Here is a 21,636-nt window from a genome sequence, read left to right on the forward strand (position 1 = left end):
GGGCCCCTTATTAACAGACGTCTGTTAATAAGGGGCCCTTCCTTACACCTCAGGCGCGGCTGACGCGGTCGAGGATCCAGGCGTTGACGAACGCCTCCTCGCGCCAGGAGTCGTACCGGCCGCTCGGACCGCCGTGGCCCGCGCCCATCTCGGTCTTGAGCAGGTAGTCGCCGGCCGGCGCGAGCGCGCGCAGCCGGGCGATCCACTTCGCCGGCTCGTGGTAGAGCACCCGCGTGTCGTTCAGGCTGGTCACCGCCAGCACCGCCGGGTAGTCGGCGGCCACCACGTTCTCGTACGGCGTGTACGACTTCATGTACGCGTAGACCTCGGGGTCGTCGAGCGGGTTGCCCCACTCCTCCCACTCGGTCACGGTCAGCGGCAGCGACGGGTCGAGGATCGAGGTGAGCGCGTCCACGAACGGCACCTGCGCGACGATGCCGGTGAACGCGTCCGGGGCGAGGTTCGCCACCGCACCCATCAGCAGGCCGCCGGCCGATGCGCCCCGGGCGACCAGCCTGTCGCTCGCCGTCCAGCCCGCCTTCACGAGGTGCCGGGCGCAGGCCACGAAGTCGGTGAACGTGTTCTTCTTGGCCAGCAGCTTGCCCTCGTCGTACCAGCGCCGGCCCAGCTCACCGCCGCCGCGGATGTGCGCCACCGCGAAGATCACGCCGCGGTCGAGCAGGCTCAGCCGGGCGATCGAGAACCACGGGTCCATGCTCGCCTCGTACGACCCGTAGCCGTAGATGACGGCGGGCGCCGAGCCGTCACGTGGCGTGTCGCGGCGGCAGACGAGCGAGATCGGTACGCGGGTGCCGTCGTCGGCGAGCGCCCAGTCCCGGTGCTGCTCGTAGTCGGCGGGGTCGTACGCCCGTCCGTCCGGCCCGGGCAGCACCGGCTTCTGCCGGCGCAGCGTCAGCTCGCGGGTCACCAGGTCGTAGTCGTAGACCGAGTCCGGGGTGACCAGCGAGGTGTAGCGCAGCCGGACCTCGTTCGTGCGGTACTCCGGGTTGGCGTCCAGCCCGACGCTGTAGATCGGCTCGGGGAAGTCGATGTCCCAGCTGTCGTCGCTGCCCACCGGCAGCACCCGCAGGCCGGTCAGCCCGTTGGTGCGCAGCGACACCACGAGGTGGTGCTCGAACGCGTCGACCGCCTCCAGGCGGGTGCCGGGCGTGTGCGGGATCAGCGGCTCCCACTCGCCCGGCGCGTCCGCCGACGTGTACGCCAACGCGAAGTCCTCCGCGCCGTCGTTGTGCAGGATCAGGAAGCGGTGGCCGTGGTGCTCCACCGCGTACTCGATGCCCTGACGTCGCGGGGCCACGACGGCGGGCGCGCCGGTCGGGTTGGCCGCCGGGATCACCCACACCTCGCTGGTGATCTTGCTGTGGATGTCGATGACCACGAAGCGCTCCGAGCGGGTCAGCTCGACGCCGACCCAGAACCGCTCGTCGTCCTCCTGGTGGACCACCACGTCCTCGGTGGACGGCGTGCCGACGGTGTGCCGCCAGACCCGGTTCGGCCGCCACGCCTCGTCCACAGTGACGTAGAACAGCGTGGACGCGTCAGTGGACCAAGCCGTCCCGTAGAACGTGTCCGGTACCTCGTCCGGCAGCGACTCGCCGGTGGTCAGATCCTTGATCCGCAGCGTGAAGCGCTCGTCGCCGGAGAAGTCGGTGGAGTAGGCCAGCCAGCGCCCGTCCGGGCTGACGTCGAACGCGCCGAGGGAGAAGAAGTCGTGCCCCTCGGCGAGCTGGTTGCCGTCGAGCAGCACCTCCTCACCGTCGAGCGGGGCGCCGTCCACGCTGACCGGGGGCGCCGTCTCGCCCGGCCGCACCGCACGCCGGCAGTGCACGCCGTACTGCTGCCCCTCGACCGTACGGGTGTAGTACCAGTAGCCGTCCTTGCGCGTCGGCACCGACAGGTCGGTCTCCTGGGTGCGCCGGCGCGTCTCCTCGAACAGCTCCGCGCGCAGCCCGGTCAGGTGGGCGGTGCGCGCCTCGGTGTACGCGTTCTCGGCGTCCAGGTACGCGATCGTGTCCGGGTCGTCCTTGACGGCGAGCCAGGCGTACTCGTCGATCACGGTGTCACCGTGGTGGACGCGCTCGGACGGGACGCGCTTGGCGACGGGCGGTGGGGTTTCGGTCACGGCGCCACGTTACCGGTCGGCGGGCCGCCGCCGGGCTCGCCCGCCGACCGAAACCCGCGACTCGCCGCCAGGTCATTCGAACATGTGTACGATAGCCGCCATGGCGGATGCGGCACGTTCCACCCCCCGGCTCGGAGCCCTCGACATCACCCGGAAGCTGGCCGCGATCTGCGGCGACCCGTTCGCCCGCTTCGCCGGCCCGGCCGACGAGGTGGCCGGCCGTACCGCCCGATGGGTGGCCGTGCCGGGCGGCCCGCACGCCGCCGCCGAGGTGTTGCGGCTGGCCGCGGCGTACGACCTGACAGTGGTGCCCCGCGGTGCCGGCACGAAGATCGACTGGGGTGCCGCGCCGGCACAGGTGGACATCATGCTCGACACCGGCCGCCTCGCCGGGGTCTGGCACGAGCCGCGCGACGCGGCGGTGGCCGAGATCGGCGCCGGTACGCCACTGCGCGCCGTCCAGGCCACGCTCGCGCGCACCAACCGGCGGCTGCCCGTCGACGCGCCCTCGCCGGGCGCGACGCTCGGCGGGGTGCTCGCCGCCGACGAGTCCGGTCCGCTGAGGCACCGGCACGGCAGCCCGTGCGCCCAGCTCGTCGGGGTGCGCTACCTCGACGCCGACGGCGAGCTGGTGAGCGTCGGCGAGTCCGGCACGGAGGCGCTCGGCCGGGCCGCGCCTGGCGGTGGCCGTCCGTCCGGGCACGGTCCGGCGGGCGGTGCCGGCGGAGATCCGGGTCGCGGTGGCGGCGACGCGATACTCGGTCGGGGTGGGGCGGCCGGGCTGGACGTGGCCCGCCTGCTCTGCGGCTCGCAGGGCGGGCTCGGCGTGCTGGTCTCGGCCACCATGCGGGTGCACGCCGTGCCGGCCGGCCGGCTCTGGGTGTCCCGCCCGGTGTGGACGCCGCTGGAGGTGCACGACCTGGTCCGGGCCGTACTGGCCGCCGACGTCGACCCGGCCGCCGTCGAACTGGACCTGCCGGTGCCGGTGCCGCTGCCCCGCCGTCGCATCCCGGCCACGCACCCGTCGGTGGTCAACCGCCCCGATCACCCGGCTGTGACCGGGCGACCCGCGGCGGGCAGCCTGGTGGTGCTGCTGGAGGGCGGCCCGGCCGACGTGACCGAGCGGGCCGAGCGGCTCACCGCCGTCCTCGGCGCCGAGGCGATGGTCGGTCACCACGCGCCGGAATGGTGGGGGCGTTACCCGTTCGCACCCGGCGACACGGCGTTGCGCATCGAGGTGCCGATAGGCGACCTGCACGCCGCCGTCTACGCGTTGCGCGACGCCACCGGCGGCCCGGTGCCGGTACGCGGTTCGGCCGGCTCGGGCACCGTGCACGCCGCACTGTCCGGCGCGCTGCCGCCCGAGCGGGTCGCCTCGATCCTCACCGCCGTACGCAGCGTGCTGATCGCCCGGCGGGGCCGGTGCGTCGTGGTGGCCGCGCCCGCGGCGGTACGCCGTGCCGTGGACCTCTGGGGCGAGCTGCCCACGTTGCCGCGTCTGCGCAGCGCCAAGGCCCATCTGGACCCGCACCACCGCCTGGCCCCCGGCCGTCTCCCCGGCGGCCTCTGATCAGCCTTCGCCCTCCCAAGGGGCCAGTCTGCCGATGTCCTGGCTCACCCGTGCCGGTGCTCTGCTCGACGGGGTGCCCGCCGGGGCGCCCGCCTGCCAGGTGCCCCGGCCCCACAGCCTCGGTGTCACCCGCGTCCCCGCCTCTCGTCCCCGCCCTGCCTCCCAGTAGTGGGTTGACCATGAAGTTGACGGGGAGGAAACGGGCGAATTGAGCGGCCAACTTCATGATCGACGGTGCCCCGCCCGGGGCGAGGTGGGACGGCGGTCAGGGGGTGTCGTTCCGGAGGACCAGGATGGCTATGTCGTCGCGTGGAGGCTCCACCGAGAACGCGATCGTGGCGGCGCGCAGCCGGGCGGCCACCACGTCGGCCGAGTACCCGGCCAGCGGCGCCGCCGACTCGCGCAACCGGTCGGTGCCGAACAGTTCGCGTCCGCGCCGCCGCTCGGTGACCCCGTCGGTGTAGAAGATCAGCGCGTCCCCGGGCTTGAGCGTCAGCTCGGCGGTCGGTGTGGTGATCGTGTCGAGCAGGCCCAGCGCCGTACCGCCGACCCCGACGAACGTCGCCCCGCCACCGCCGTGCAGCAGCACCGGGCGGTCGTGGCCGGCCAGGTGCAGTGAGACGTCGAGATGGTCGCCGTCGCCGGGTGCGACGGCCGCCAGCGCCAGCGTGCAGTAGCGTCCGCCGCCGCGCTCCACGAGCGTCTCGTTGAGCCGGCCGAGCACCTCGGGCAGCGGTTTGCCGTCGCCGACGAGCACCCGGATCACGTCCCGGACCAGGCCGGTCACGGCGGCGGCCTGCACGCCCTTGCCCGACACGTCGCCGACCACCACGAGCCAGCGGCCGTCCGGCAGCGGGAGCACGTCGTAGAAGTCGCCGCCGACCTCCGCGTCGTCGCCGGTCGGGACGTACTCGGCGGCGAAGCCGATGCCCTCGACCACCGGGAGCACCGGCGGCAGCAGCGACTGCTGGAGCGTCTGTGCGACCCGGCGGCGCTCGGCGTGGATGCGGGCGTTCTCGATGGCGAGGGCGGCGCGGCGGGCCACGTCCTCCAGCACCGACACCTCGTCCGGGTCGTGCCGGTGCCGCTGGTGGCGGCCCACGGCGAGGGTGCCGAGCCGCTGGCCACGGGCGATGAGCGGTACGGCGAAGCCCTCCATCGGCCCGCCGAGCGGCACCTGTGCGGCGTTGCGGGACGCCTCGCGCAGCCGGGACTGGATCGAGTCCGGGCCGGTCTCCTGGAGGATCCGGTGCAGCTGCGGCAGCATCGCCTCGTCGGCGTGGCTCGATGCGGCGAGCCGCAGCCGGCCCCACTCGTCGGTGGTGTGCACGGCGCACCACTGGCCGAGCCGGGGCACCACGAGCTGCGGGACGAGTGCCATGGTCAGCTCGACGTCGAGCGACTGGGCGAGCAGCTCACTGGCCTCGGCGAGGAACGTCAGCCAGGTGGAGCGGCGTACGTCGGCGCGGCGCAGCCGGTCGTTCTCCAGGTGCAGGGACAGCCGCTCGGCGGCCAGCACGGCGAGCGGCCGGGCGTACGCCGAGGGCGCCGCGTCCAGTTCCAGCTCACCGGCGTACGGGCGGTGCACGGCGAGCGGTACGCGCAGCAGCTCGTTGCCGTCGCGTGGCGGCCGGCCGTACCGGGCGAAGACCTGGGTGCCGAGCCCGTCGCCCCGGTCCAGCCGGACGGTGCCACCGGCGGCGCCGACCATCTCGGCGACCCGGGTCAGCAGTCCGGTGGCGAACTCGGGCAGCGGCTCGTCGGCGTACGAGTCAGGGGTGAGCTGCATCAACTCACTCATCGCCGCGGCGCTCGGCGTACCGTCGCCGTTTCGGTCCGGTTCGGCGACGCGCAGTGGGCCGGCCGACGGCCGGGCGGACCCGCCGGGGCCGGGCCGGTCGAGGCGGAACCAGACGCCCTTGCCGGTGGGCAGGTAGGTCGTGCCCCACCGGCTGGAGAAGTGGTCGACGAGCAGCAGGCCGCGCCCCCGGGCGGCGACCTCGGTGATGTCGGACGTGGTGTTGCGCACGCCCACGATCAGCTCGTCGACCGGGCCGGAGGCGAAGTCGGTGACCGTCACGGTGAGGCCGTTGCGGTCGGTGTCGACCTCGATGTCCAGTTCGGTACGCGCGTGCTCGACGGCGTTGGTGGTCAGCTCGGTGGTGAGCAGCAGCGCCTCGTTCAGCAGCTCGGGCAGCCGCGCTTCGAGCAGCATCGTGCGGACCAGCGCGCGGGCCGCAGCCGGGGTGCGGCGGTCGGCGGGGAGGCGGACGCGGCGGACGCGCTCGTCCGCGCCGCCGCTGACCGGCCCTGCCTCCGCTGACACCTTCGTATCCTCCACCGCGCCCACCCCGGGTGCCAAGCATCAGGCCGAACCCGCCACCCGGGTCGATACCGCACGTGACGCGCGATCACACGCGGTGACCTCGACGGATCGCGCGGCACAATGATGGGATGGCCCGTGTGACCGCACGAGCCCGAGCGGAGCGAGGAACGATGGCCACGGTGAATCAGTCGGTGACCGCTGACCCGTCCGCGTCCGACCACGAGGTGCTCCTCGGCGAACTCGTCGAGGCGTTGCGCCGGGTGGGGCGCGGCGATCTGCGGGTGCGCCTGCCCCGGCGGGCGGGTCTGCCCGGTGAGGTCGCCGACGCCTTCAACGACGTGGTGTCGTTGCAGGAGCGGCAGCACCTGGACCTGCGGCGGATCAGCCGGATCGTCGGCCGTGACGGCCGGCTCACCGAGCGCCTGGACGACGAGGGCCTGGACGGCTCGTGGGCGGAGGGGCAGCGGGCGGTCAACTCGCTCATCGACGACCTGGGCCGGCCGACCACCGAGATCGCCCGGGTTATCGTGGCGGTCGCCGACGGCGACCTCTCCCAGCACATGGCGCTGGAGATAGACGGTCGCCCGCTGCGCGGTGAGTACCTGCGCATCGGCCGCACGGTGAACACGATGGTGGACCAGCTCTCGTCGTTCGCCGACGAGGTGACGCGCGTGGCGCGTGAGGTGGGCACCGAGGGCAAGCTGGGCGGCCAGGCCGACGTGCGCGGGGTGGCCGGCACCTGGAAGGACCTCACCGACTCGGTGAACACCATGGCGTCGAACCTCACCGGGCAGGTGCGGTCGATCTCCCAGGTGGCGACGGCTGTGGCGAAGGGCGACCTGTCGCAGAAGATCACTGTCGGGGCGCGCGGCGAGGTGGCCGAGCTGGCCGACACGATGAACTCGCTCACCGACACGCTGCGGCTGTTCGCCGAGCAGGTGACCCGGGTGGCCCGCGAGGTGGGCACCGAGGGCAAGCTGGGCGGCCAGGCCGAGGTGCCGGGCGTGGCCGGCACGTGGAAGGACCTGACCGACAACGTCAACTCGATGGCGTCGAACCTGACCGCGCAGGTGCGCAACATCGCCCAGGTGTCCACGGCGGTGGCTAAGGGCGACCTGTCGCAGAAGATCACGGTGGCCGCCCAGGGCGAGATCCTGGAGCTGAAGGACACCGTGAACACGATGGTGGACCAGCTCTCGTCGTTCGCCGACGAGGTGACGCGGGTGGCGCGCGAGGTGGGCATCGAGGGCAAGCTGGGCGGCCAGGCGCAGGTGCGCGGCGTCTCCGGCACGTGGCGCGACCTCACCGAGAACGTCAACCAGCTCGCCGGCAACCTGACCAGCCAGGTCCGCAACATCTCCCAGGTCTCCACCGCGGTCGCCAAGGGCGACCTGGGTCAGAAGATCACGGTGGACGCGCAGGGCGAGATCCTGGAGCTGAAGAACACCGTCAACACGATGGTGGACCAGCTCTCCTCGTTCGCCGACGAGGTGACCCGGGTGGCCCGCGAGGTGGGTACCGAGGGCAAGCTGGGTGGTCAGGCCCAGGTGAAGGGCGTCTCCGGTACGTGGCGTGACCTGACCGACAACGTGAACTCGATGGCGTCGAACCTGACCAGCCAGGTGCGGAACATCGCGTCGGTCACCACGGCGGTGGCGAAGGGTGACCTGTCGCAGAAGATCACCGTTGATGCCCGGGGCGAGATCCTGGAGCTGAAGTCCACTGTCAACACGATGGTGGACCAGCTGTCGTCGTTCGCCGACGAGGTCACGCGGGTGGCGCGCGAGGTGGGCACCGAGGGCAAGCTGGGCGGCCAGGCCCAGGTGCGCGGCGTCGCCGGCACCTGGCGCGACCTGACCGACAACGTGAACTCGATGGCGTCGAACCTGACCGCGCAGGTGCGCAACATCGCCCAGGTGTCCACGGCCGTGGCGAAGGGTGACCTGTCGCAGAAGATCACTGTGGACGCGCAGGGCGAGATCCTGGAGCTGAAGTCCACTGTCAACACGATGGTGGACCAGCTGTCGTCGTTCGCCGACGAGGTGACCCGGGTGGCGCGCGAGGTGGGTACCGAGGGCAAGCTGGGTGGTCAGGCCCAGGTGAAGGGCGTCTCCGGTACGTGGCGCGACCTGACCGACAACGTGAACTCGATGGCGTCGAACCTGACCAGCCAGGTGCGGAACATCGCGTCGGTCACCACGGCCGTGGCGAACGGCGACCTGGGTCAGAAGATCACAGTGGACGCCCAGGGCGAGATCCTGGAGCTGAAGAACACCGTCAACACGATGGTGGACCAGCTCTCCTCGTTCGCCGACGAGGTCACCCGGGTGGCCCGCGAGGTGGGCACCGAGGGCAAGCTGGGTGGTCAGGCCCAGGTCAAGGGCGTCTCCGGTACGTGGCGCGACCTCACTGAGAACGTCAACCAGCTCGCCTCCACCCTGACCACGCAGTTGCGCGCGATCGCGCAGGTCTCCACGTCGGTGACTCGCGGCGACCTGACCCAACGGATCAACGTGAAGGCGCAGGGCGAGGTCGCCGAGCTGAAGGACAACATCAACCAGATGATCGTCACCCTCCGGGAGACGACCAAGAAGAACGCCGAACAGGGCTGGCTGGACTCGAACCTGGCCCGGATCGGTGGCCTGCTCCAGGGCCAGCGCGACCTGGGCGAGGTCTGCCGGATGATCATGCAGGAGGTGACCCCGCTGGTGGACGCGCAGCTCGGCGCGTTCTTCCTGGCGGACAGCTCCGAGGGCAGCATGCGGCTACGGCTCACCGCCTCCTACGGGTACGTGGCACGCGGCCACGACGTCACGTTCGGCCCGGGTGAGGGGCTGGTCGGGCAGGCCGCCCTGTCCCGTCGGACGATCCGGGTCAAGGCGCAGCCGGACGGACGCCTCGTCGTACGGTCCGGGCTGGCCGACACGCCCCCGGCCGACCTGGTGGTGCTGCCGGTCCAGTTCGAGGGCGAACTGCTCGGCGTGATCGAGTTCGCCGGCGTGGCCACGTTCTCCGAGCTGCACCTGGCGTTCCTGGAGCGGCTGGTGCTCACCATCGGTGTCGCTGTCAACACCATCCAGGCCAACCGGCGTACGGAGGAGCTGCTGGCACAGTCGCAGCGGCTGGCGCACGAGATGCAGGACCAGTCGGCCGAGTTGCAGCGCACCAACGCCGAACTGGAGGACAAGGCGAAGCTGCTGTCCGAGCAGAAGGCCAACATCGAGACGCAGAACCGGGAGATCGAGCTGGCCCGCCTCGGCCTGGAGGAGAAGGCGCAGCAGCTCACCCGCGCGTCGGCGTACAAGTCGGAGTTCCTGGCGAACATGAGCCACGAGCTGCGTACGCCGCTGAACTCGCTGCTCTTGCTGGCCCGGCTGCTGGCCGAGAACCCGGAGCGCAACCTCAGCGCGAAGCAGATCGAGTTCGCCCGGACCATCCACGGCGCCGGGTCGGACCTGCTGTCGCTGATCGACGACATCCTCGACCTGTCCAAGATCGAGGCGGGCCGGATGGACGTGGAGCCCACCGAGATCCAGTTCGCCGAGATCCGCGGCTACGTCGAGCAGGCGTTCGCGCCGCAGGCCGAGGAGAAGGGCCTGGACTTCCAGGTACGGGTGAGCCGCGACCTGCCGCCCGCGCTCGTCACCGACGCGCAGCGGTTGCAGCAGATCCTGCGCAACCTGCTGTCGAACGCGGTGAAGTTCACCGACAACGGCGCGGTGACGCTGCGGATCGGCCCGGCGGCCGAGAACGCCGTCTTCGACGTGCCGGCGCTGACCAACGCGCAGCGGGTGATCGCGTTCACCGTGATCGACACCGGCATCGGGATCTCCGACGACAAGCTGTCGCTGATCTTCGAGGCGTTCCAGCAGGCGGACGGCACCACCAGCCGCCGCTACGGCGGCACCGGGCTGGGCCTGTCCATCAGCCGTGACCTGGCCCGCCTGCTCGGCGGCACGATCACCGTCTCGTCCGCGCCCGGTCAGGGTTCGACGTTCACTCTCTTCGTACCCGATGTGCTGGCGCCGGACGCGGTGGTGGCGCCGGCGCCGCCGTCGCCGAGCCGCGCGGGCCTGCCGTCGTCGCTGCTCATGCCGATGGAGCTGCCGCAGCCGCAGGAGACGCCGGCCACCCGGCGCCTGGACGGCGTGACCGTGCTGATCATCGACGACGACGTGCGGAACGTGTTCGCGCTGACGTCCGCGTTGGAACTGCACGGGATGACCGTGTTGTACTCGGACAACGGGGCGGACGGTGTCCGCCAGCTCGCCGAGCACCCGGAGGTGGACATCGTCCTGATGGACGCCATGATGCCGGACCAGGACGGGTACGAGACGACAGCGCAGATCCGCCGCAACCACCGGTTCGCGGACCTGCCGATCGTGTTCCTGACCGCGAAGGCGATGCCCGGCGACCGGGAGTCGGCGCTCGGCGCCGGCGGCAGCGACTACATCACCAAGCCGGTGGACCTGGACGAGCTGATCGAACTGATGGCGTCCTGGATCGGCCGGAGCCGAGGCGAGGAGAACGCGTGACGCAGACGGCCAAGGCCCTGCTGGTGGACGACCGGCGGGAGAACCTGATGGCGCTGGAGGCGATCCTCCAGGGTCTCCCGGTGCAGTCGGTCGCGGTGGAGAGCGGCGAGGCGGCGCTCAAGCAGCTCCTGGTGGACGACTTCGCGGTGATCCTGCTGGACGCCCAGATGCCGGACATGGACGGGTTCGAGACCGCCACCCACATCAAGCGGCGCGAGCGCACCCGGCACGTACCGATCATCTTCCTGACCGCCGCGGACAAGGACGCCCAGCTCGCGCTGCGCGGTTACGCGGCAGGCGCGGTCGACTACCTGACCAAGCCGTTCGACCCGTGGGTGCTGCGCGCCAAGGTGACGGTCTTCGTCGACCTGTGGGTGAAGACGCGGCAGCTCGCCGCCCAGTCGGACCTGGTGCGGGAGCGGGATCTGCAGTGGCGGCACCTGACCGACGCGGTCGACGAGGCGACGGCGCTGCTGCGCGCCGACGACGACCCGTCCACCCGGGAACGCGCGGTGGAGCTGCTGGAGCAGGCGCGCTGGGGCAACACCCGCTGACGGTTCAGCCGCCGGCCGGGCCGCCGTGCCCGGTCGCGGCCCGCCGGGCCCGCCAGCGGTCGCCGAGCGATTCCAGTTCCTCCTGTACGAAGAGGAAGAAGTCGCGCATCTCGGCGACCCGCTCACCGGCCGGTGTGCTCCGCCCGTGCAGCGCGTCGACCCCGCCGGCGGCGATGTCGATGAAGTTCTTGTAGAGCGTGGTCTTGGTGATCGTCGCCTCGTACCACGGGTTGTCGGGCATCCGGTAGCGGTCGCGCCGGGAGCCCTTGACCGGCTCGCGGACCAGCATGGCGAACTGGGTCAGGTAGCGCACCGCGCCGCTGACCGCCGCCGCGCTGACGCCGAGCCGCTCGGCGATCTCGCCCGCGGTGAGCGGGTCGTCGGCGCTCATCACGGTGAACAGCACCCGGGCGGCCATCCGGGGGAAGCCCACGTCGGCGAAGGCCATCGCCATCCGCTCGACGAAGAGGTGGACCTCCTCCTCGTCGTGCTGGGGCGGCACGTTCATGGTCGGCTCCTCGACACTCACCCCGTGACCCTACAGTCTTCACAACTTTGTGAAACGAGCGTAGCTTCTGAAGTATGGAAACGGCAATTGACGTGTCCGGCCTGGTGAAGACCTTCGGCCGCACCCGGGCCCTCGACGGGCTCGACCTGACCGTTCGCACCGGTGAGGTGCACGGCTTCCTGGGCCCGAACGGCTCCGGCAAGTCGACCACCATCCGGGTGCTGCTCGGCCTGCTGCGGGCGGACGCGGGGGCCGTCCGACTGCTGGGCGGCGATCCGTGGCGGGACGCGGTGACGCTGCACCGCCGCCTCGCGTACGTACCCGGCGACGTCACGCTCTGGCCCCACCTCAGCGGCGGCGAGGTGATCGACCTGCTCGGCCGGCTACGCGGCGGGCTCGACCCGAGACGCCGCGCCGAGCTGCTGGAGTCGTTCGAGCTGGACCCGCGCAAGAAGGGCCGCACCTACTCCAAGGGCAACCGGCAGAAGGTCGGCCTGGTCGCCGCGCTCGCCTCCGACGTCGAACTGCTCATCCTGGACGAGCCGACCTCCGGGCTCGACCCGCTGATGGAGGAGGTCTTCCAGCACTGGGTCCGCCGGGCCCGGCAGGACGGGCGCACGGTGCTGCTGTCCAGCCACATCCTCGCCGAGGTGGAGGCGCTCTGCGACCGGGTGACGATCATCCGGGCCGGCCGGACCGTCGAGTCCGGCACGCTCGGCGACCTGCGCCACCTGCACCGCACCGCCATCGACGCCGAGGTCACCGCGCCGCTGGACGGCCTGGCCGACCTGCCTGGTGTGCACGACCTGCGGGTGGACGGGCAGCGGGTCCGCTTCGACGTGGACACCGCGTCGCTCGACGCCGCGCTGCGCCGGCTCACCGAGCTGGGGGTACGCAGCCTGGTCAGCACGCCGCCCACGCTCGAGGAACTGTTCCTGCGGCACTACGAGACGGCGCCTGCCGCCGACGTGGCGCCCTCGGATGCGGTTCGCGAGGGGGCGGACCGCTCATGAGCACGCTCACCGGCACCCGTCACCTGGTCCGGCTGATCCTGCGCCGGGACCGCCTCCTGCTACCGCTGTGGGTGCTCGTCCTCGCGGTACTGCCGATCACGTACGCGGCCAGCTTCTTCGAGCTGTTCCCCACCGCCGCCGAACGGGCCGCGTACCTGGAGGGCACCGCCCGCAACCCGTCGATCGTCGCGCTGCTCGGCCCGGCGTACGGCGACAGCGTCGGCGCGCTCACCGCCCAGCGCAGCGGCTTCCTGCTGCTCATCGTCGCGTTGGCGAGCCTGCTCACGGTCATCCGGCACACCCGTACCGAGGAGGAGGCCGGGCGGCGGGAACTGCTCGGCGGCAGCGTGCTCGGGCGGCACGCCGGACTGACCGCCGCGCTGCTCGTCACGTACGGCGCCGACCTGGTGCTCGGGCTGCTCACCGCCGCCGGGCTCGTCTCGACCGGGCTGCCGGTCGGCGGCTCGGTCGCGTACGGGCTGGTCACCGTGCTGACCGGCGCTGTCTTCGCGACGCTCGGCGGGCTGGCCGCCCAGCTCACCGAGACTGCGGGCGGGGCGCGGGGCGTCGGCCTCGCCGGTCTCGGCGCCGCGTTCGGGCTGCGCCTGGCCGGGGACACCGCCGGCAACGACTGGCCGAGCTGGCTGTCCCCGCTGGGCTGGGCCGCGCGCGTCCGGCCGTACGAGGGGGAGCGGTGGTGGGTGCTGCTTCTGCCGCTGGCCGCGACGGTGCTGCTCGCCGCGTTCGCGTACCCGATCTCGGTCCGCCGCGATCTGGGCGCGGGCGTGCTGCCGCCCCGGCTCGGCCCGGCCGGCGCGGGCGACGCGTTGTCCGGTCCGTTCGGGCTGGCGTGGCGGCTGCACCGGGGGCAGATCCTCTGGTGGTCGGTCGGGTTCGGCCTGCTCGGGCTGATCCTCGGTGGCGCGGCCGAGGCGGCCGGCCGGTCCGTCGAGGGGAGCCCGCGGATGGAGGAGATCGTGGCCCGGCTCGGCGGGGCGTCCGGGATGGCGGACGCGTACCTGGGGGTCACGCTGAGCCTGGCCGGGCTCGCCGCCGCCGGGTACGGCATCCGGGCCGCGCTGCGGATGCGCGCCGAGGAGGCCGCCGGGCACGCCGAGCCGGTGCTCGCCACCGGTACCCGGCGCTCTACCTGGCTGCTGTCGCACGTGGCGTTCGCGCTGCTCGGCCCGGTGGTGGTGCTCGGCGTGACCGGTCTGGCCACCGGCCTGACGTACGGGCTGAGCACCGGCGACGTGCCCCGCCAGCTGGGCCGGATGCTCGCCGCGGGCCTGGCCCAGGTGCCGGCGGCGTGGGTGCTGGCCGGGCTCGCCGTGCTGCTCTACGGCCTGCTGCCCCGGCTCGCGTCCGCCGCCTGGGTGGCGCTGGCGGTCTGCGTGCTGCTCGGGCAGCTCGGCGCCGTGCTGGAGCTGGACCAGTGGCTGCTGGACGTGTCCCCGTTCACGCACACTCCCCAGGTGCTGCGCGCCACGTGGACCCCCACCCCGCTCTACGTGCTGACGGCGTTGGCGGTGACCCTGGCCACAGCAGGCCTGCTCACGTTCCGCCGCCGCGACATCCCCGTCGTCTGAAGCCGTTGATCTTGCACTTGTGGCCCCGGCGAAAGGTGCGAATCACCCTCGCGGAGGGCTGCAAGTGCAAGATCGCGGGGAGGGGGCGGGTGGGGCTATGGGGTGGCCTCGTTGCGGATCATCAGGGCGCTGCGGAGGCCGGTGATGTCCAGGACGCGGATCAGGAAGTCGCCGACGTTGGTGAGCATCAGCAGGCACTGGGTGTGACTGGCCTTGCGGCTGAGCACCACGAGCGTGCCCAGGCCCTGCGAGTCGCAGAACGTGACTCCGGCCAGGTCGAGCACGATGCGCGGGGGCGGATCCGCCAGCACCTCGTTCACCACTGTCGAGAGCTGGGCGGCCGTGAGCATGTCGATCTCACCGGCCAGGCGAAGCACGGCTTCGTCACCCGTCCGGTGTACGGTGATGGACAGTTCGGCACGATCCACCCGGTCAGCCTATCGCGATCTCGACCGGCGGGCCTGTCGAGCGGTTCGCCGTCGGCCCGTCGCGCCGCTCAGGCGGGTGAGCCTGGTAACCCCCGTCGCGGGGTGCCTGCCAGGCAGCACTCCGGCGCTGACACAATGGCCCCATCGTGACCGAGACCTTTTCCGCCGGATCCGGCCGTTACCCGGCCGACGCCCCGGCCTCCGAGGCCCTGTTCGACCGCGCCAAGGCCGTCGTGCCCGGCGGGGTCAACTCTCCCGTGCGCGCGTTCCGTGCCGTCGGCGGCACCCCGCGCTTCATGGTCCGGGGGGAGGGTCCGTGGCTCTTCGACGCCGACGGTCGGCGCTACGTCGACCTGGTCTGCTCCTGGGGCCCGCTGATCCTCGGCCACGCGCACCCGGCGGTGGTGGAGGCGCTGCGCGAGGCGGCGCCGCTCGGCACCAGCTTCGGCACGCCGACGCCGGGTGAGGTCGACCTGGCTGAGGAGATCATCGCGCGGACGCCGGTGGAGCAGGTGCGCCTGGTCAACTCCGGCACCGAGGCGACCATGTCGGCGATCCGGCTGGCCCGCGGCTTCACCGGCCGCGCCAAGATCATCAAGTTCTCCGGCTGCTACCACGGCCATTCCGACGCGCTGCTCGCCGCCGCCGGCTCCGGCGTGGCCACGTTCGGCCTGCCCGACTCGCCCGGCGTGACCGGCGCGGCAGCGGGCGACACCATCGTGCTGCCGTACAACGACCTGCGCGCGGTCGAGGAGGCGTTCGCCGCCGAGGGGCAGCACATCGCCGCGATCATCACCGAGGCCGCGGCCGGCAACATGGGCGTGATCGCGCCCCGCGACGGCTTCAACTCCGAGCTGGCCCGGATCGCCCACGCCAACGGCGCGCTGCTCATCGTCGACGAGGTGATGACCGGGTTCCGGGTGTCCCGCGCCGGATGGCACGGCCTCGACCCGTCGGACGCGGACCTGTGGACGTACGGGAAGGTCATGGGTGGCGGCCTGCCCGCCGCGGCGTTCGGCGGGCGCGCGGAGATCATGGCGAAGCTCGCCCCGGCCGGCCCGGTCTACCAGGCCGGCACGCTCTCCGGTAACCCGCTGGCCTGCGCGGCCGGCCTGGCCACGCTGCGACTGGCCGACGACGCGCTCTACCGGCGGCTCGACGAGACCGCCGCCGCGCTCGGCAAGCTCACCACCGAGGCGCTGTCCGCGGCCGGCGTGCCACACCGCCTCTCCACCGCGGGCAACATGTTCTCGGTCTTCTTCACCGACGCGGACGTGCACGACTACGACAGCGCCCGCACCCAGGTGGTGCCGGCGTTCAAGGCGTTCTTCCACGCGATGCTCGCCGGCGGCGTCTACCTGCCACCGAGCGCGTTCGAGTCGTGGTTCGTCTCGACCGCGATCGACGACGCCGCGTGGGAGCAGATCGCCGCCGCCCTGCCGGTGGCGGCGCGGGCGGCGGCAGCGGCGGGAAGCGGGGGGTAACAATGGCGGAGACCGTGGTGCACGTGCTGCGGCACGGTGAGGTGCACAACCCGGACGGCATCCTCTACGGCCGCCTGCCCGGGTTCCGCCTATCCGAGCTGGGCGTGCAGATGGCCAAGGCGGCGGCGCAGGCGCTCGCCGACCGGACCGTCGTGCACGTGGTGGCCAGCCCGCTGGAGCGCGCCCAGCAGACCGCCGAGCCGATCGCCGCGCAGTTCGGCCTCTCCGTCGGCGTCGACGAGCGCCTGATCGAGAGCGCGAACTGGTTCGAGGGCAAGAAGGTCTCGCCCGGTGACGGTTCGTTCCGCGACCCGCGCAACTGGTGGGTGCTGCGCGACCCGGTGACCCCGTCGTGGGGCGAGGCGTACCGGGCCATCGCCGAGCGTATGTTCGCCGCGCTGCACGCCGCCCGGGTCGCCGCCGAAGGGCGGGAGGCGGTGCTCGTGTCGCACCAGCTCCCGATCTGGACGCTGCGCCGGCACGTCGAGCGCAAGCGCCTCTGGCACGACCCGCGCCGCCGCCAGTGCGGCCTGGCCAGCCTCACCTCGTTCCACTTCGACGGCGCCAAGATCGTCGGCATCGGGTACTCCGAGCCGGCCGCCCACCTCGTGTCGATCTCGCCGACCGCCCGGACGGCCAAGGGGGCCTGATGCTCACCCGGAGGCTCGCCGCCGCCCTGCTCGCCACCGTCACCGCCGGTACGGCGCTGGTCGGCTGCTCCTCCGGCAGTCAGGAGAGCCGGTGCGCGGCCGACGGCTCGACTGTCACCTGTGCCCCGGACCAGCGCTCCAAGACGCCGAAGGTGAGCGGTGAACTGCTCACCGGCGGCAGCTACGACATCTCCCGCGACCGCGGGCAGGTCGTCGTGGTCAACTTCTGGGGCTCCTGGTGCGCGCCCTGCCGCGCCGAAGCGGACGACCTGGAGGCCACGTACCAGGCCACCAAGGGCTCCGGCGTGACGTTCCTCGGCATCAACGTGCAGGACAGCAAGGACAAGGCGATCGCCTTCGAGGAGGGCCGGGTCACGTACCCGAGCATCTTCGACCCGGCCAGCCGGCAGGCGCTGAACTTCGACATCCCGCCGAACACCACCCCGGCCACCGTCGTGCTCGACCGCGAGGGCCGGATCGCCGTGGTGATCCGCCGGGCCGTCACCCGCGACGAGCTGCGGCCGATCGTCGAGGACATCGCCGCCGAGTCGCCGCCGCCGAACGGCGCCCGCTGATGGGCGAGACGTTCCGCCAGCTCGCCGAGTCCGGCCCGCTGCTGCTCGCGGTCGGCGCGGCCGCACTGGCCGGACTGGTCAGTTTCCTGTCCCCGTGCGTGCTCCCGCTGATGCCCGGCTACCTGTCGTACGTGACGGGCTTGGCCGGCTCCGACCTGGAGGGTGCAAGGAAGGGCCCCCTGTTAACGCCTCCGGTAGAGGAAGGGCCCCTTCTTAACACCGGCACCGCCGGCAGCGCCGGCAGCCAGGGCGCGAGTGGCAGCGCGGGCGGCGCCGGCGGCGGCGTGAGCGTCGCCGAGCGGGCGGTGCCGCAACGGACCACCGCCGCCGTCAAGGGCCGGGTGCTCGGCGGCACGCTGCTGTTCATCGCGGGCTTCACCGTCGTGTTCGTCGCCACCGCGATCCTCTTCTCCGGCGTCGGCAAGCTCTTCTTCCGGTACGAGCGCACGCTGGAGATCGTCATCGGCGCGCTCGTGGTGGTGCTCGGCCTCGGCTACCTCGGGGTGATCCCCGGCATGCAGCGGGAGTTCCGCATCCGCTGGCTGCCCTCCGCCGGGCTGCTCGGCGCACCGGTGCTCGGCGCGGTCTTCGCGCTCAGCTGGCTGCCCTGCACCGGCCCGACGCTCGGCGCGGTGCTCGGCATGGCGGCCACCGAGGGCGGAACCGACCGGGCCGTGGTGCTCGCCGTGGCGTACTGCCTCGGGTTGGGGATACCGTTCGTCGTCTTCGGGCTGGGCTTCCAGCGCCTGCTCGGGGTGTTCCGCGCCGTCCGGCGCAACAGCCGGTGGGTCACCCGGATCGGCGGTGCGCTGCTGATCGCGATCGGCCTGGCGCTGATCACCGGCGGCTGGGTGAACGTGGTGATCTGGTTGCAGACGAACGTGGGCGTGGGCGAGGTGAGCATCTGATGACGACCGTCGACGACAGGCCGTCGACCCCACCCGCGCAGGCACCCCGGCGGCGGGTCAACCCGGTGCTGGCCCTGCTGCGCAACTCGTGGCGGCAGCTCACCAGCATGCGTACGGCGCTGATCCTGCTGTTCCTGCTCGCCATCGCGGCCATCCCCGGCTCGGTGCTGCCCCAGCGCGGCGTCAACCCGGAACGCGTCAACCAGTGGTTCGTCGACCACCCCGACCTCGCGCCCCGGCTGAACCAGATCGGCGCGTTCGAGGTCTTCGGCTCGGTCTGGTTCTCCGCGATCTACCTGCTGCTGTTCACCTCGCTGATCGGCTGCATCCTGCCCCGCGCCCGCGACCACGTCCGCGCGCTGCGGATGAGGCCACCGGCCGCGCCGAGACGGTTCGACCGGCTGCCGCAGCACGCGGTGCTGGAGGCCCCGGCCGCCGCCGACCCCGAGGCGATCGCGGCGGTGCTGCGCCGCCGCCGGTGGCGGGTCACCGTGCGCGGCAACGAGGTCTCCGCCGAGAAGGGCTACCTCAAGGAGACCGGCAACCTGCTCTTCCACGTGTCGCTGGTCGCCGTCCTGCTCGGGGTGGCGCTCGGTTCCTGGTACGGATGGCACGGCAACCGCATCCTGGTGGCGGGCGAGGACAACGCGTTCTGCAACACCCGCCAGCAGTACGCCGAGGCGTCGCTCGGTCCGCGCGTGGACAGCTCCGACCTGCCGCCGTTCTGCCTGACGCTGGAGAAGTTCGAGGCCGACTACCTGCCGTCCGGGCTGGCGTCCCGCTACTGGGCCACGGTGACCGTGGACGAGCCGGGCGGCACGGAACGGACCGCCGGGTTCTCGGTCAACTCGCCGCTGCGGCTCGGCTCGGCGAACGTCTACCTGCTCGGCAACGGCTACGCGCCGCTGCTGAAGTACACCGACAAGTACGGCCGCAGCCAGACCAGCGAGGCGCCGTTCCTGCGTACCGGTGACTCCAACGCGACCGAGGAGGGCGTGGCGATCTTCCCGGACGCCAACGTCGACCCGAAGACCGGCGCGCGTGCACCGGACCAGCAGATCGCCTTCGACGGGCTCTATCTGCCGACCGCTCCGGAGAGCGCGCCGTACGTCTCGTCGCAGTATCCGGCCGAGCGGAACCCAGCGGTGAACCTGACCGCGTACCGGGGCAACCTCGGGCTGGACGCGGGCATCCCCGGCTCGGTGTACGCGCTGGACCGGGGGCAGATCGACGACGGCAAGCTCAAGGAGATCGGCACCAAGCTGCTGCGGCCGGGGGAGAAGTGGACCCTTGACGACGGCAGCACGCTGGAGTTCGTCGGCACCAAGCCGTACATCACGCTCGCGGTCCGGCACGCGCCCGGGCAGACGTTGCTGCTGGTGGCGAGCGGCACGCTGCTGCTGGGCCTGATGGGCTCGCTGTTCGCCCGGCGGCGCCGGGTCTGGTTCCGGGTTTCGCCCCCCGAGGGCGGATCTCCGACGAGCGGTAGTAGTTTGGTGGAGGCCGGTGGGCTGCCGCGCACCGAGCACCCTGGGTTCGCCGACGAGTTCGCGCAGCTCGTCGCCGCGGTGAGCGGTGACGCGCCGGACGCGCGGCGGGCGCGAGAAGGAGACGACTGATGTCCGCACTCTCCGACCAGCTGGTCGCGTTCGCGATCCTGGCGTACCTGATCGCGATGATCAGCCACGCCGTGGAGTTCGCGCTGGGCAACGCGCGGAAGGTGCCCGCGGCCGCGCCGGCGCGGGAACTGGTCGGTGCGGGCGTCGGCGGAGCCGGCGGCACCATCGACGAGCCGGCCGTCGCGGCGACGCCGCCGCGTCCGGACCGCACCGGCGCGCGGGCCGTGCTGGCCGGCCGGATCGCCGCCTGGCTCACCGTGCTCGCCGCCGCCGTGCACCTGGGCGCCGTCGTCACCCGGGGCCTCGCCGCCGACCGGATGCCCTGGGGCAACATGTACGAGTTCGTGCTGACCGGCACCTGGATCGGTGTGGCGGCCTGGCTCGTGGTGCTCTGGAAGCAGCCGTGGCTGCGCCGGCTCGGGCTGTTCCTGACGCTGGTCATGGTGCTGCTGCTGGCGTTCGCCGAGCTGAAGCTCTACGTGCCGATCGAGCCGCTGATGCCGGCGCTGCAGTCGTGGTGGTTCATCATCCACGTCTCGACGATCATCTTCGCCTCGGGCATCTTCCTGCTGGGCGTGGTGCCCGCCGCCGCGTACCTGATGCGGTCCGGCTGGGAGCAGGGGCGGCGCAGCTTCCCGTACACCCTGGCCCGCCGCCTCCCGGAGGCGGCCGGGCTGGAGCGGCTGACCTTCATGCTGCACGCCTTCTCGTTCCCGATCTTCACCTTCGCGGTGATCGCGGGGGCGATCTGGGCCGAGGCGGCGTGGGGTCGTGCCTGGGGCTGGGACCCCAAGGAGACCTGGGCGTTCATCTCCTGGGTGGTGTACGCGGGCTACCTGCACGCCCGGGCCACGCCGAGCGTGAAGCGCAACGTGGCCACCTGGATCTCCATCGTGGGCTTCCTGACCGTGATGATGAACCTGTTCGGCGTGAACTTCTTCTTCACCGGTCTGCACTCGTACGCCGGGGTGTAGTGCCGCTCAGCACCTCGTCCATCCGCCGCGTGACCTGGTAGGCCACCTCCGGCAGGTCGGCCAGTTCGAGGCGGTCCGCCCGCAGCGCGAACTGGGCGTGCAGCTCGCGGGCCACCGCGTCGCGGATCTCGGCTTGGAGCGGGCTGAGGCCGTCGGGGTCACCCACCACATATGCGTCGTCCATCCGCCGATGATGAACCGCCGTCGGCGACCCTGTCAGTGACGAAGTCATCCGCCGAACCAGCCGGGGACGTCGAGGCGGAACACGTCGGCGGGGACCACCCGGCGTAGGTCGTCCTCGATGGCGGCGACCCGGTCCGCGCCGAGCGTGGCCGCCCAGCGGTCGTGTAACTCGTCGAAGACCACAGCCGAGCGGTGCAGCCCGTCGCGGCCCTTCGCTGTCATCCGGACCAGCCTGCGGCGGGCGTCGGCGGGGTCGTCCACGCGTTCCAGGTAGCCGAGCGCGACCAGCCGGTCCACCGTCTTGCCCGCAGCCTGCTTGGAGACGCCGAGGCGTTGCCCCAGGTCGGAGGCGGTGGTGCCGGCCGGGCCGATGGCCTGGAGGACGAAGCCGTGTGCCGGGCGCAGCTCGGGGTGCCCCTGGCGGGCCAGTTCGGCGTGCAGGTCGTCGACGAGCGTGCGGAAACCGGCAAGCAGGAGCAGCGGCAGCGCGAAGCCGGGGCGGTCAGGCATTGCCATGTTCGACAACCACGTTTACTATTTCGTCAACCACGTTGACCATCTTACGAGAGGGGCCCTG

Annotated in this window: 17 protein-coding genes; 11 read left to right on the top strand and 6 right to left on the bottom strand. The window is 72.2% G+C overall.

Translation table 11 applies throughout. From position 1 onward, the window contains the following. Positions 1-49: 49 nt before the first annotated feature. Positions 50-2,143 carry a S9 family peptidase gene (locus NMK34_RS01590; protein ID WP_318331924.1) on the bottom strand — a complete coding sequence of 698 codons (2,094 nt, stop codon included), beginning with the start codon at positions 2,141-2,143 and terminating at the stop codon, positions 50-52. A gap of 100 nt (positions 2,144-2,243) precedes the next feature. On the opposite strand from NMK34_RS01590, the gene NMK34_RS01595 reads away from it, so the two are divergent. Beyond that, a complete protein-coding gene (locus NMK34_RS01595; RefSeq protein WP_318331925.1) occupies positions 2,244-3,713 on the top strand; it encodes an FAD-binding oxidoreductase in 1,470 nt (489 codons plus the stop codon). A 265-nt stretch (positions 3,714-3,978) separates the two neighbouring features. Here the strand turns inward: NMK34_RS01595 and NMK34_RS01600 are convergent, their stop codons facing one another. Next, positions 3,979-6,039 carry a SpoIIE family protein phosphatase gene (locus tag NMK34_RS01600; protein ID WP_318331926.1) on the bottom strand — a complete coding sequence of 687 codons (2,061 nt, stop codon included), beginning with the start codon at positions 6,037-6,039 and terminating at the stop codon, positions 3,979-3,981. A 170-nt stretch (positions 6,040-6,209) separates the two neighbouring features. On the opposite strand from NMK34_RS01600, the gene NMK34_RS01605 reads away from it, so the two are divergent. Continuing rightward, positions 6,210-10,574: a HAMP domain-containing protein gene (locus NMK34_RS01605; protein WP_194802085.1), complete on the top strand. Its 4,365-nt coding sequence runs from the start codon at positions 6,210-6,212 to the stop codon at positions 10,572-10,574. Next, positions 10,571-11,128, top strand: coding sequence for a two-component system response regulator (locus NMK34_RS01610; protein WP_013283536.1), 558 nt, complete (start codon positions 10,571-10,573; stop codon positions 11,126-11,128). The genes NMK34_RS01605 and NMK34_RS01610 overlap by 4 nt, the downstream gene beginning before the upstream one ends. A 4-nt stretch (positions 11,129-11,132) precedes the next feature. Here the strand turns inward: NMK34_RS01610 and NMK34_RS01615 are convergent, their stop codons facing one another. Then, positions 11,133-11,657: a GbsR/MarR family transcriptional regulator gene (locus NMK34_RS01615; protein ID WP_225319687.1), complete on the bottom strand. Its 525-nt coding sequence runs from the start codon at positions 11,655-11,657 to the stop codon at positions 11,133-11,135. Between the two features lie 53 nt (positions 11,658-11,710). On the opposite strand from NMK34_RS01615, the gene NMK34_RS01620 reads away from it, so the two are divergent. Next, positions 11,711-12,649 carry an ABC transporter ATP-binding protein gene (locus NMK34_RS01620; RefSeq protein ID WP_318331927.1) on the top strand — a complete coding sequence of 313 codons (939 nt, stop codon included), beginning with the start codon at positions 11,711-11,713 and terminating at the stop codon, positions 12,647-12,649. Beyond that, a complete protein-coding gene (locus NMK34_RS01625) occupies positions 12,646-14,238 on the top strand; it encodes an ABC transporter permease (protein ID WP_318331928.1) in 1,593 nt (530 codons plus the stop codon). Before NMK34_RS01620 ends, NMK34_RS01625 begins: the two co-directional genes overlap by 4 nt. Positions 14,239-14,333: 95 nt before the next feature. On the opposite strand, the gene NMK34_RS01630 is transcribed toward NMK34_RS01625, so the two are convergent. Beyond that, complete coding sequence (locus NMK34_RS01630; RefSeq protein ID WP_013283540.1) at positions 14,334-14,666, bottom strand: STAS domain-containing protein; 333 nt, start codon at positions 14,664-14,666, stop codon at positions 14,334-14,336. Positions 14,667-14,812: 146 nt separating this feature from the next. Between NMK34_RS01630 and hemL the strand changes: the two genes are divergently transcribed. From hemL to ccsB, 6 genes are read left to right on the top strand one after another with little or no spacing between them, the layout of a single operon-like run. Next, a complete protein-coding gene (gene hemL / locus NMK34_RS01635) occupies positions 14,813-16,150 on the top strand; it encodes a glutamate-1-semialdehyde 2,1-aminomutase (protein ID WP_318331929.1) in 1,338 nt (445 codons plus the stop codon). A gap of 2 nt (positions 16,151-16,152) precedes the next feature. After that, positions 16,153-16,800, top strand: a complete 648-nt coding sequence (locus NMK34_RS01640) for a histidine phosphatase family protein (protein WP_013283542.1) — start codon at positions 16,153-16,155, stop codon at positions 16,798-16,800. Continuing rightward, on the top strand, positions 16,800-17,375 hold the full coding sequence (locus tag NMK34_RS01645; RefSeq protein ID WP_318331930.1) for a TlpA disulfide reductase family protein: 576 nt from the start codon (positions 16,800-16,802) through the stop codon (positions 17,373-17,375). The genes NMK34_RS01640 and NMK34_RS01645 overlap by 1 nt, the downstream gene beginning before the upstream one ends. Continuing rightward, on the top strand, positions 17,375-18,283 hold the full coding sequence (locus NMK34_RS01650; protein ID WP_318331931.1) for a cytochrome c biogenesis CcdA family protein: 909 nt from the start codon (positions 17,375-17,377) through the stop codon (positions 18,281-18,283). Before NMK34_RS01645 ends, NMK34_RS01650 begins: the two co-directional genes overlap by 1 nt. Continuing rightward, the gene (locus NMK34_RS01655; protein WP_318331932.1) at positions 18,283-19,902 is read left to right on the top strand and encodes a cytochrome c biogenesis protein ResB; all 1,620 of its coding nucleotides are present in this window, start codon (positions 18,283-18,285) and stop codon (positions 19,900-19,902) included. The genes NMK34_RS01650 and NMK34_RS01655 overlap by 1 nt, the downstream gene beginning before the upstream one ends. Continuing rightward, complete coding sequence (ccsB, locus tag NMK34_RS01660) at positions 19,902-20,876, top strand: c-type cytochrome biogenesis protein CcsB (RefSeq protein WP_013283546.1); 975 nt, start codon at positions 19,902-19,904, stop codon at positions 20,874-20,876. The genes NMK34_RS01655 and ccsB overlap by 1 nt, the downstream gene beginning before the upstream one ends. Here ccsB and NMK34_RS01665 read toward each other — a convergent pair. Together NMK34_RS01665 and NMK34_RS01670 are read right to left on the bottom strand one after the other, a co-directional pair. Further along, on the bottom strand, positions 20,845-21,060 hold the full coding sequence (locus NMK34_RS01665) for a hypothetical protein (RefSeq protein WP_318331933.1): 216 nt from the start codon (positions 21,058-21,060) through the stop codon (positions 20,845-20,847). The two genes, ccsB and NMK34_RS01665, sit on opposite strands and share 32 nt — an antisense overlap. A gap of 44 nt (positions 21,061-21,104) precedes the next feature. After that, complete coding sequence (locus NMK34_RS01670; RefSeq protein WP_318331934.1) at positions 21,105-21,575, bottom strand: MarR family winged helix-turn-helix transcriptional regulator; 471 nt, start codon at positions 21,573-21,575, stop codon at positions 21,105-21,107. Positions 21,576-21,636 lie beyond the last annotated feature (61 nt).

Origin of the sequence: Micromonospora sp. BRA006-A (assembly GCF_033433935.1) — a bacterium.
Lineage (GTDB): Bacteria > Actinomycetota > Actinomycetes > Mycobacteriales > Micromonosporaceae > Micromonospora > Micromonospora aurantiaca.

Coding starts and splice junctions, on each gene's coding strand:
- NMK34_RS01655 (WP_318331932.1), top strand. CDS start 18,283: ATGACGACCGTCGACGACAGGCCGTCGACCCCACCCGCGCAGGCACCC.
- NMK34_RS01670 (WP_318331934.1), bottom strand. CDS start 21,575: ATGGCAATGCCTGACCGCCCCGGCTTCGCGCTGCCGCTGCTCCTGCTT.
- NMK34_RS01665 (WP_318331933.1), bottom strand. CDS start 21,060: ATGGACGACGCATATGTGGTGGGTGACCCCGACGGCCTCAGCCCGCTC.
- NMK34_RS01595 (WP_318331925.1), top strand. CDS start 2,244: ATGGCGGATGCGGCACGTTCCACCCCCCGGCTCGGAGCCCTCGACATC.
- NMK34_RS01605 (WP_194802085.1), top strand. CDS start 6,210: ATGGCCACGGTGAATCAGTCGGTGACCGCTGACCCGTCCGCGTCCGAC.
- NMK34_RS01640 (WP_013283542.1), top strand. CDS start 16,153: ATGGCGGAGACCGTGGTGCACGTGCTGCGGCACGGTGAGGTGCACAAC.
- NMK34_RS01620 (WP_318331927.1), top strand. CDS start 11,711: ATGGAAACGGCAATTGACGTGTCCGGCCTGGTGAAGACCTTCGGCCGC.
- ccsB (WP_013283546.1), top strand. CDS start 19,902: ATGTCCGCACTCTCCGACCAGCTGGTCGCGTTCGCGATCCTGGCGTAC.
- NMK34_RS01625 (WP_318331928.1), top strand. CDS start 12,646: ATGAGCACGCTCACCGGCACCCGTCACCTGGTCCGGCTGATCCTGCGC.
- NMK34_RS01645 (WP_318331930.1), top strand. CDS start 16,800: ATGCTCACCCGGAGGCTCGCCGCCGCCCTGCTCGCCACCGTCACCGCC.
- NMK34_RS01650 (WP_318331931.1), top strand. CDS start 17,375: ATGGGCGAGACGTTCCGCCAGCTCGCCGAGTCCGGCCCGCTGCTGCTC.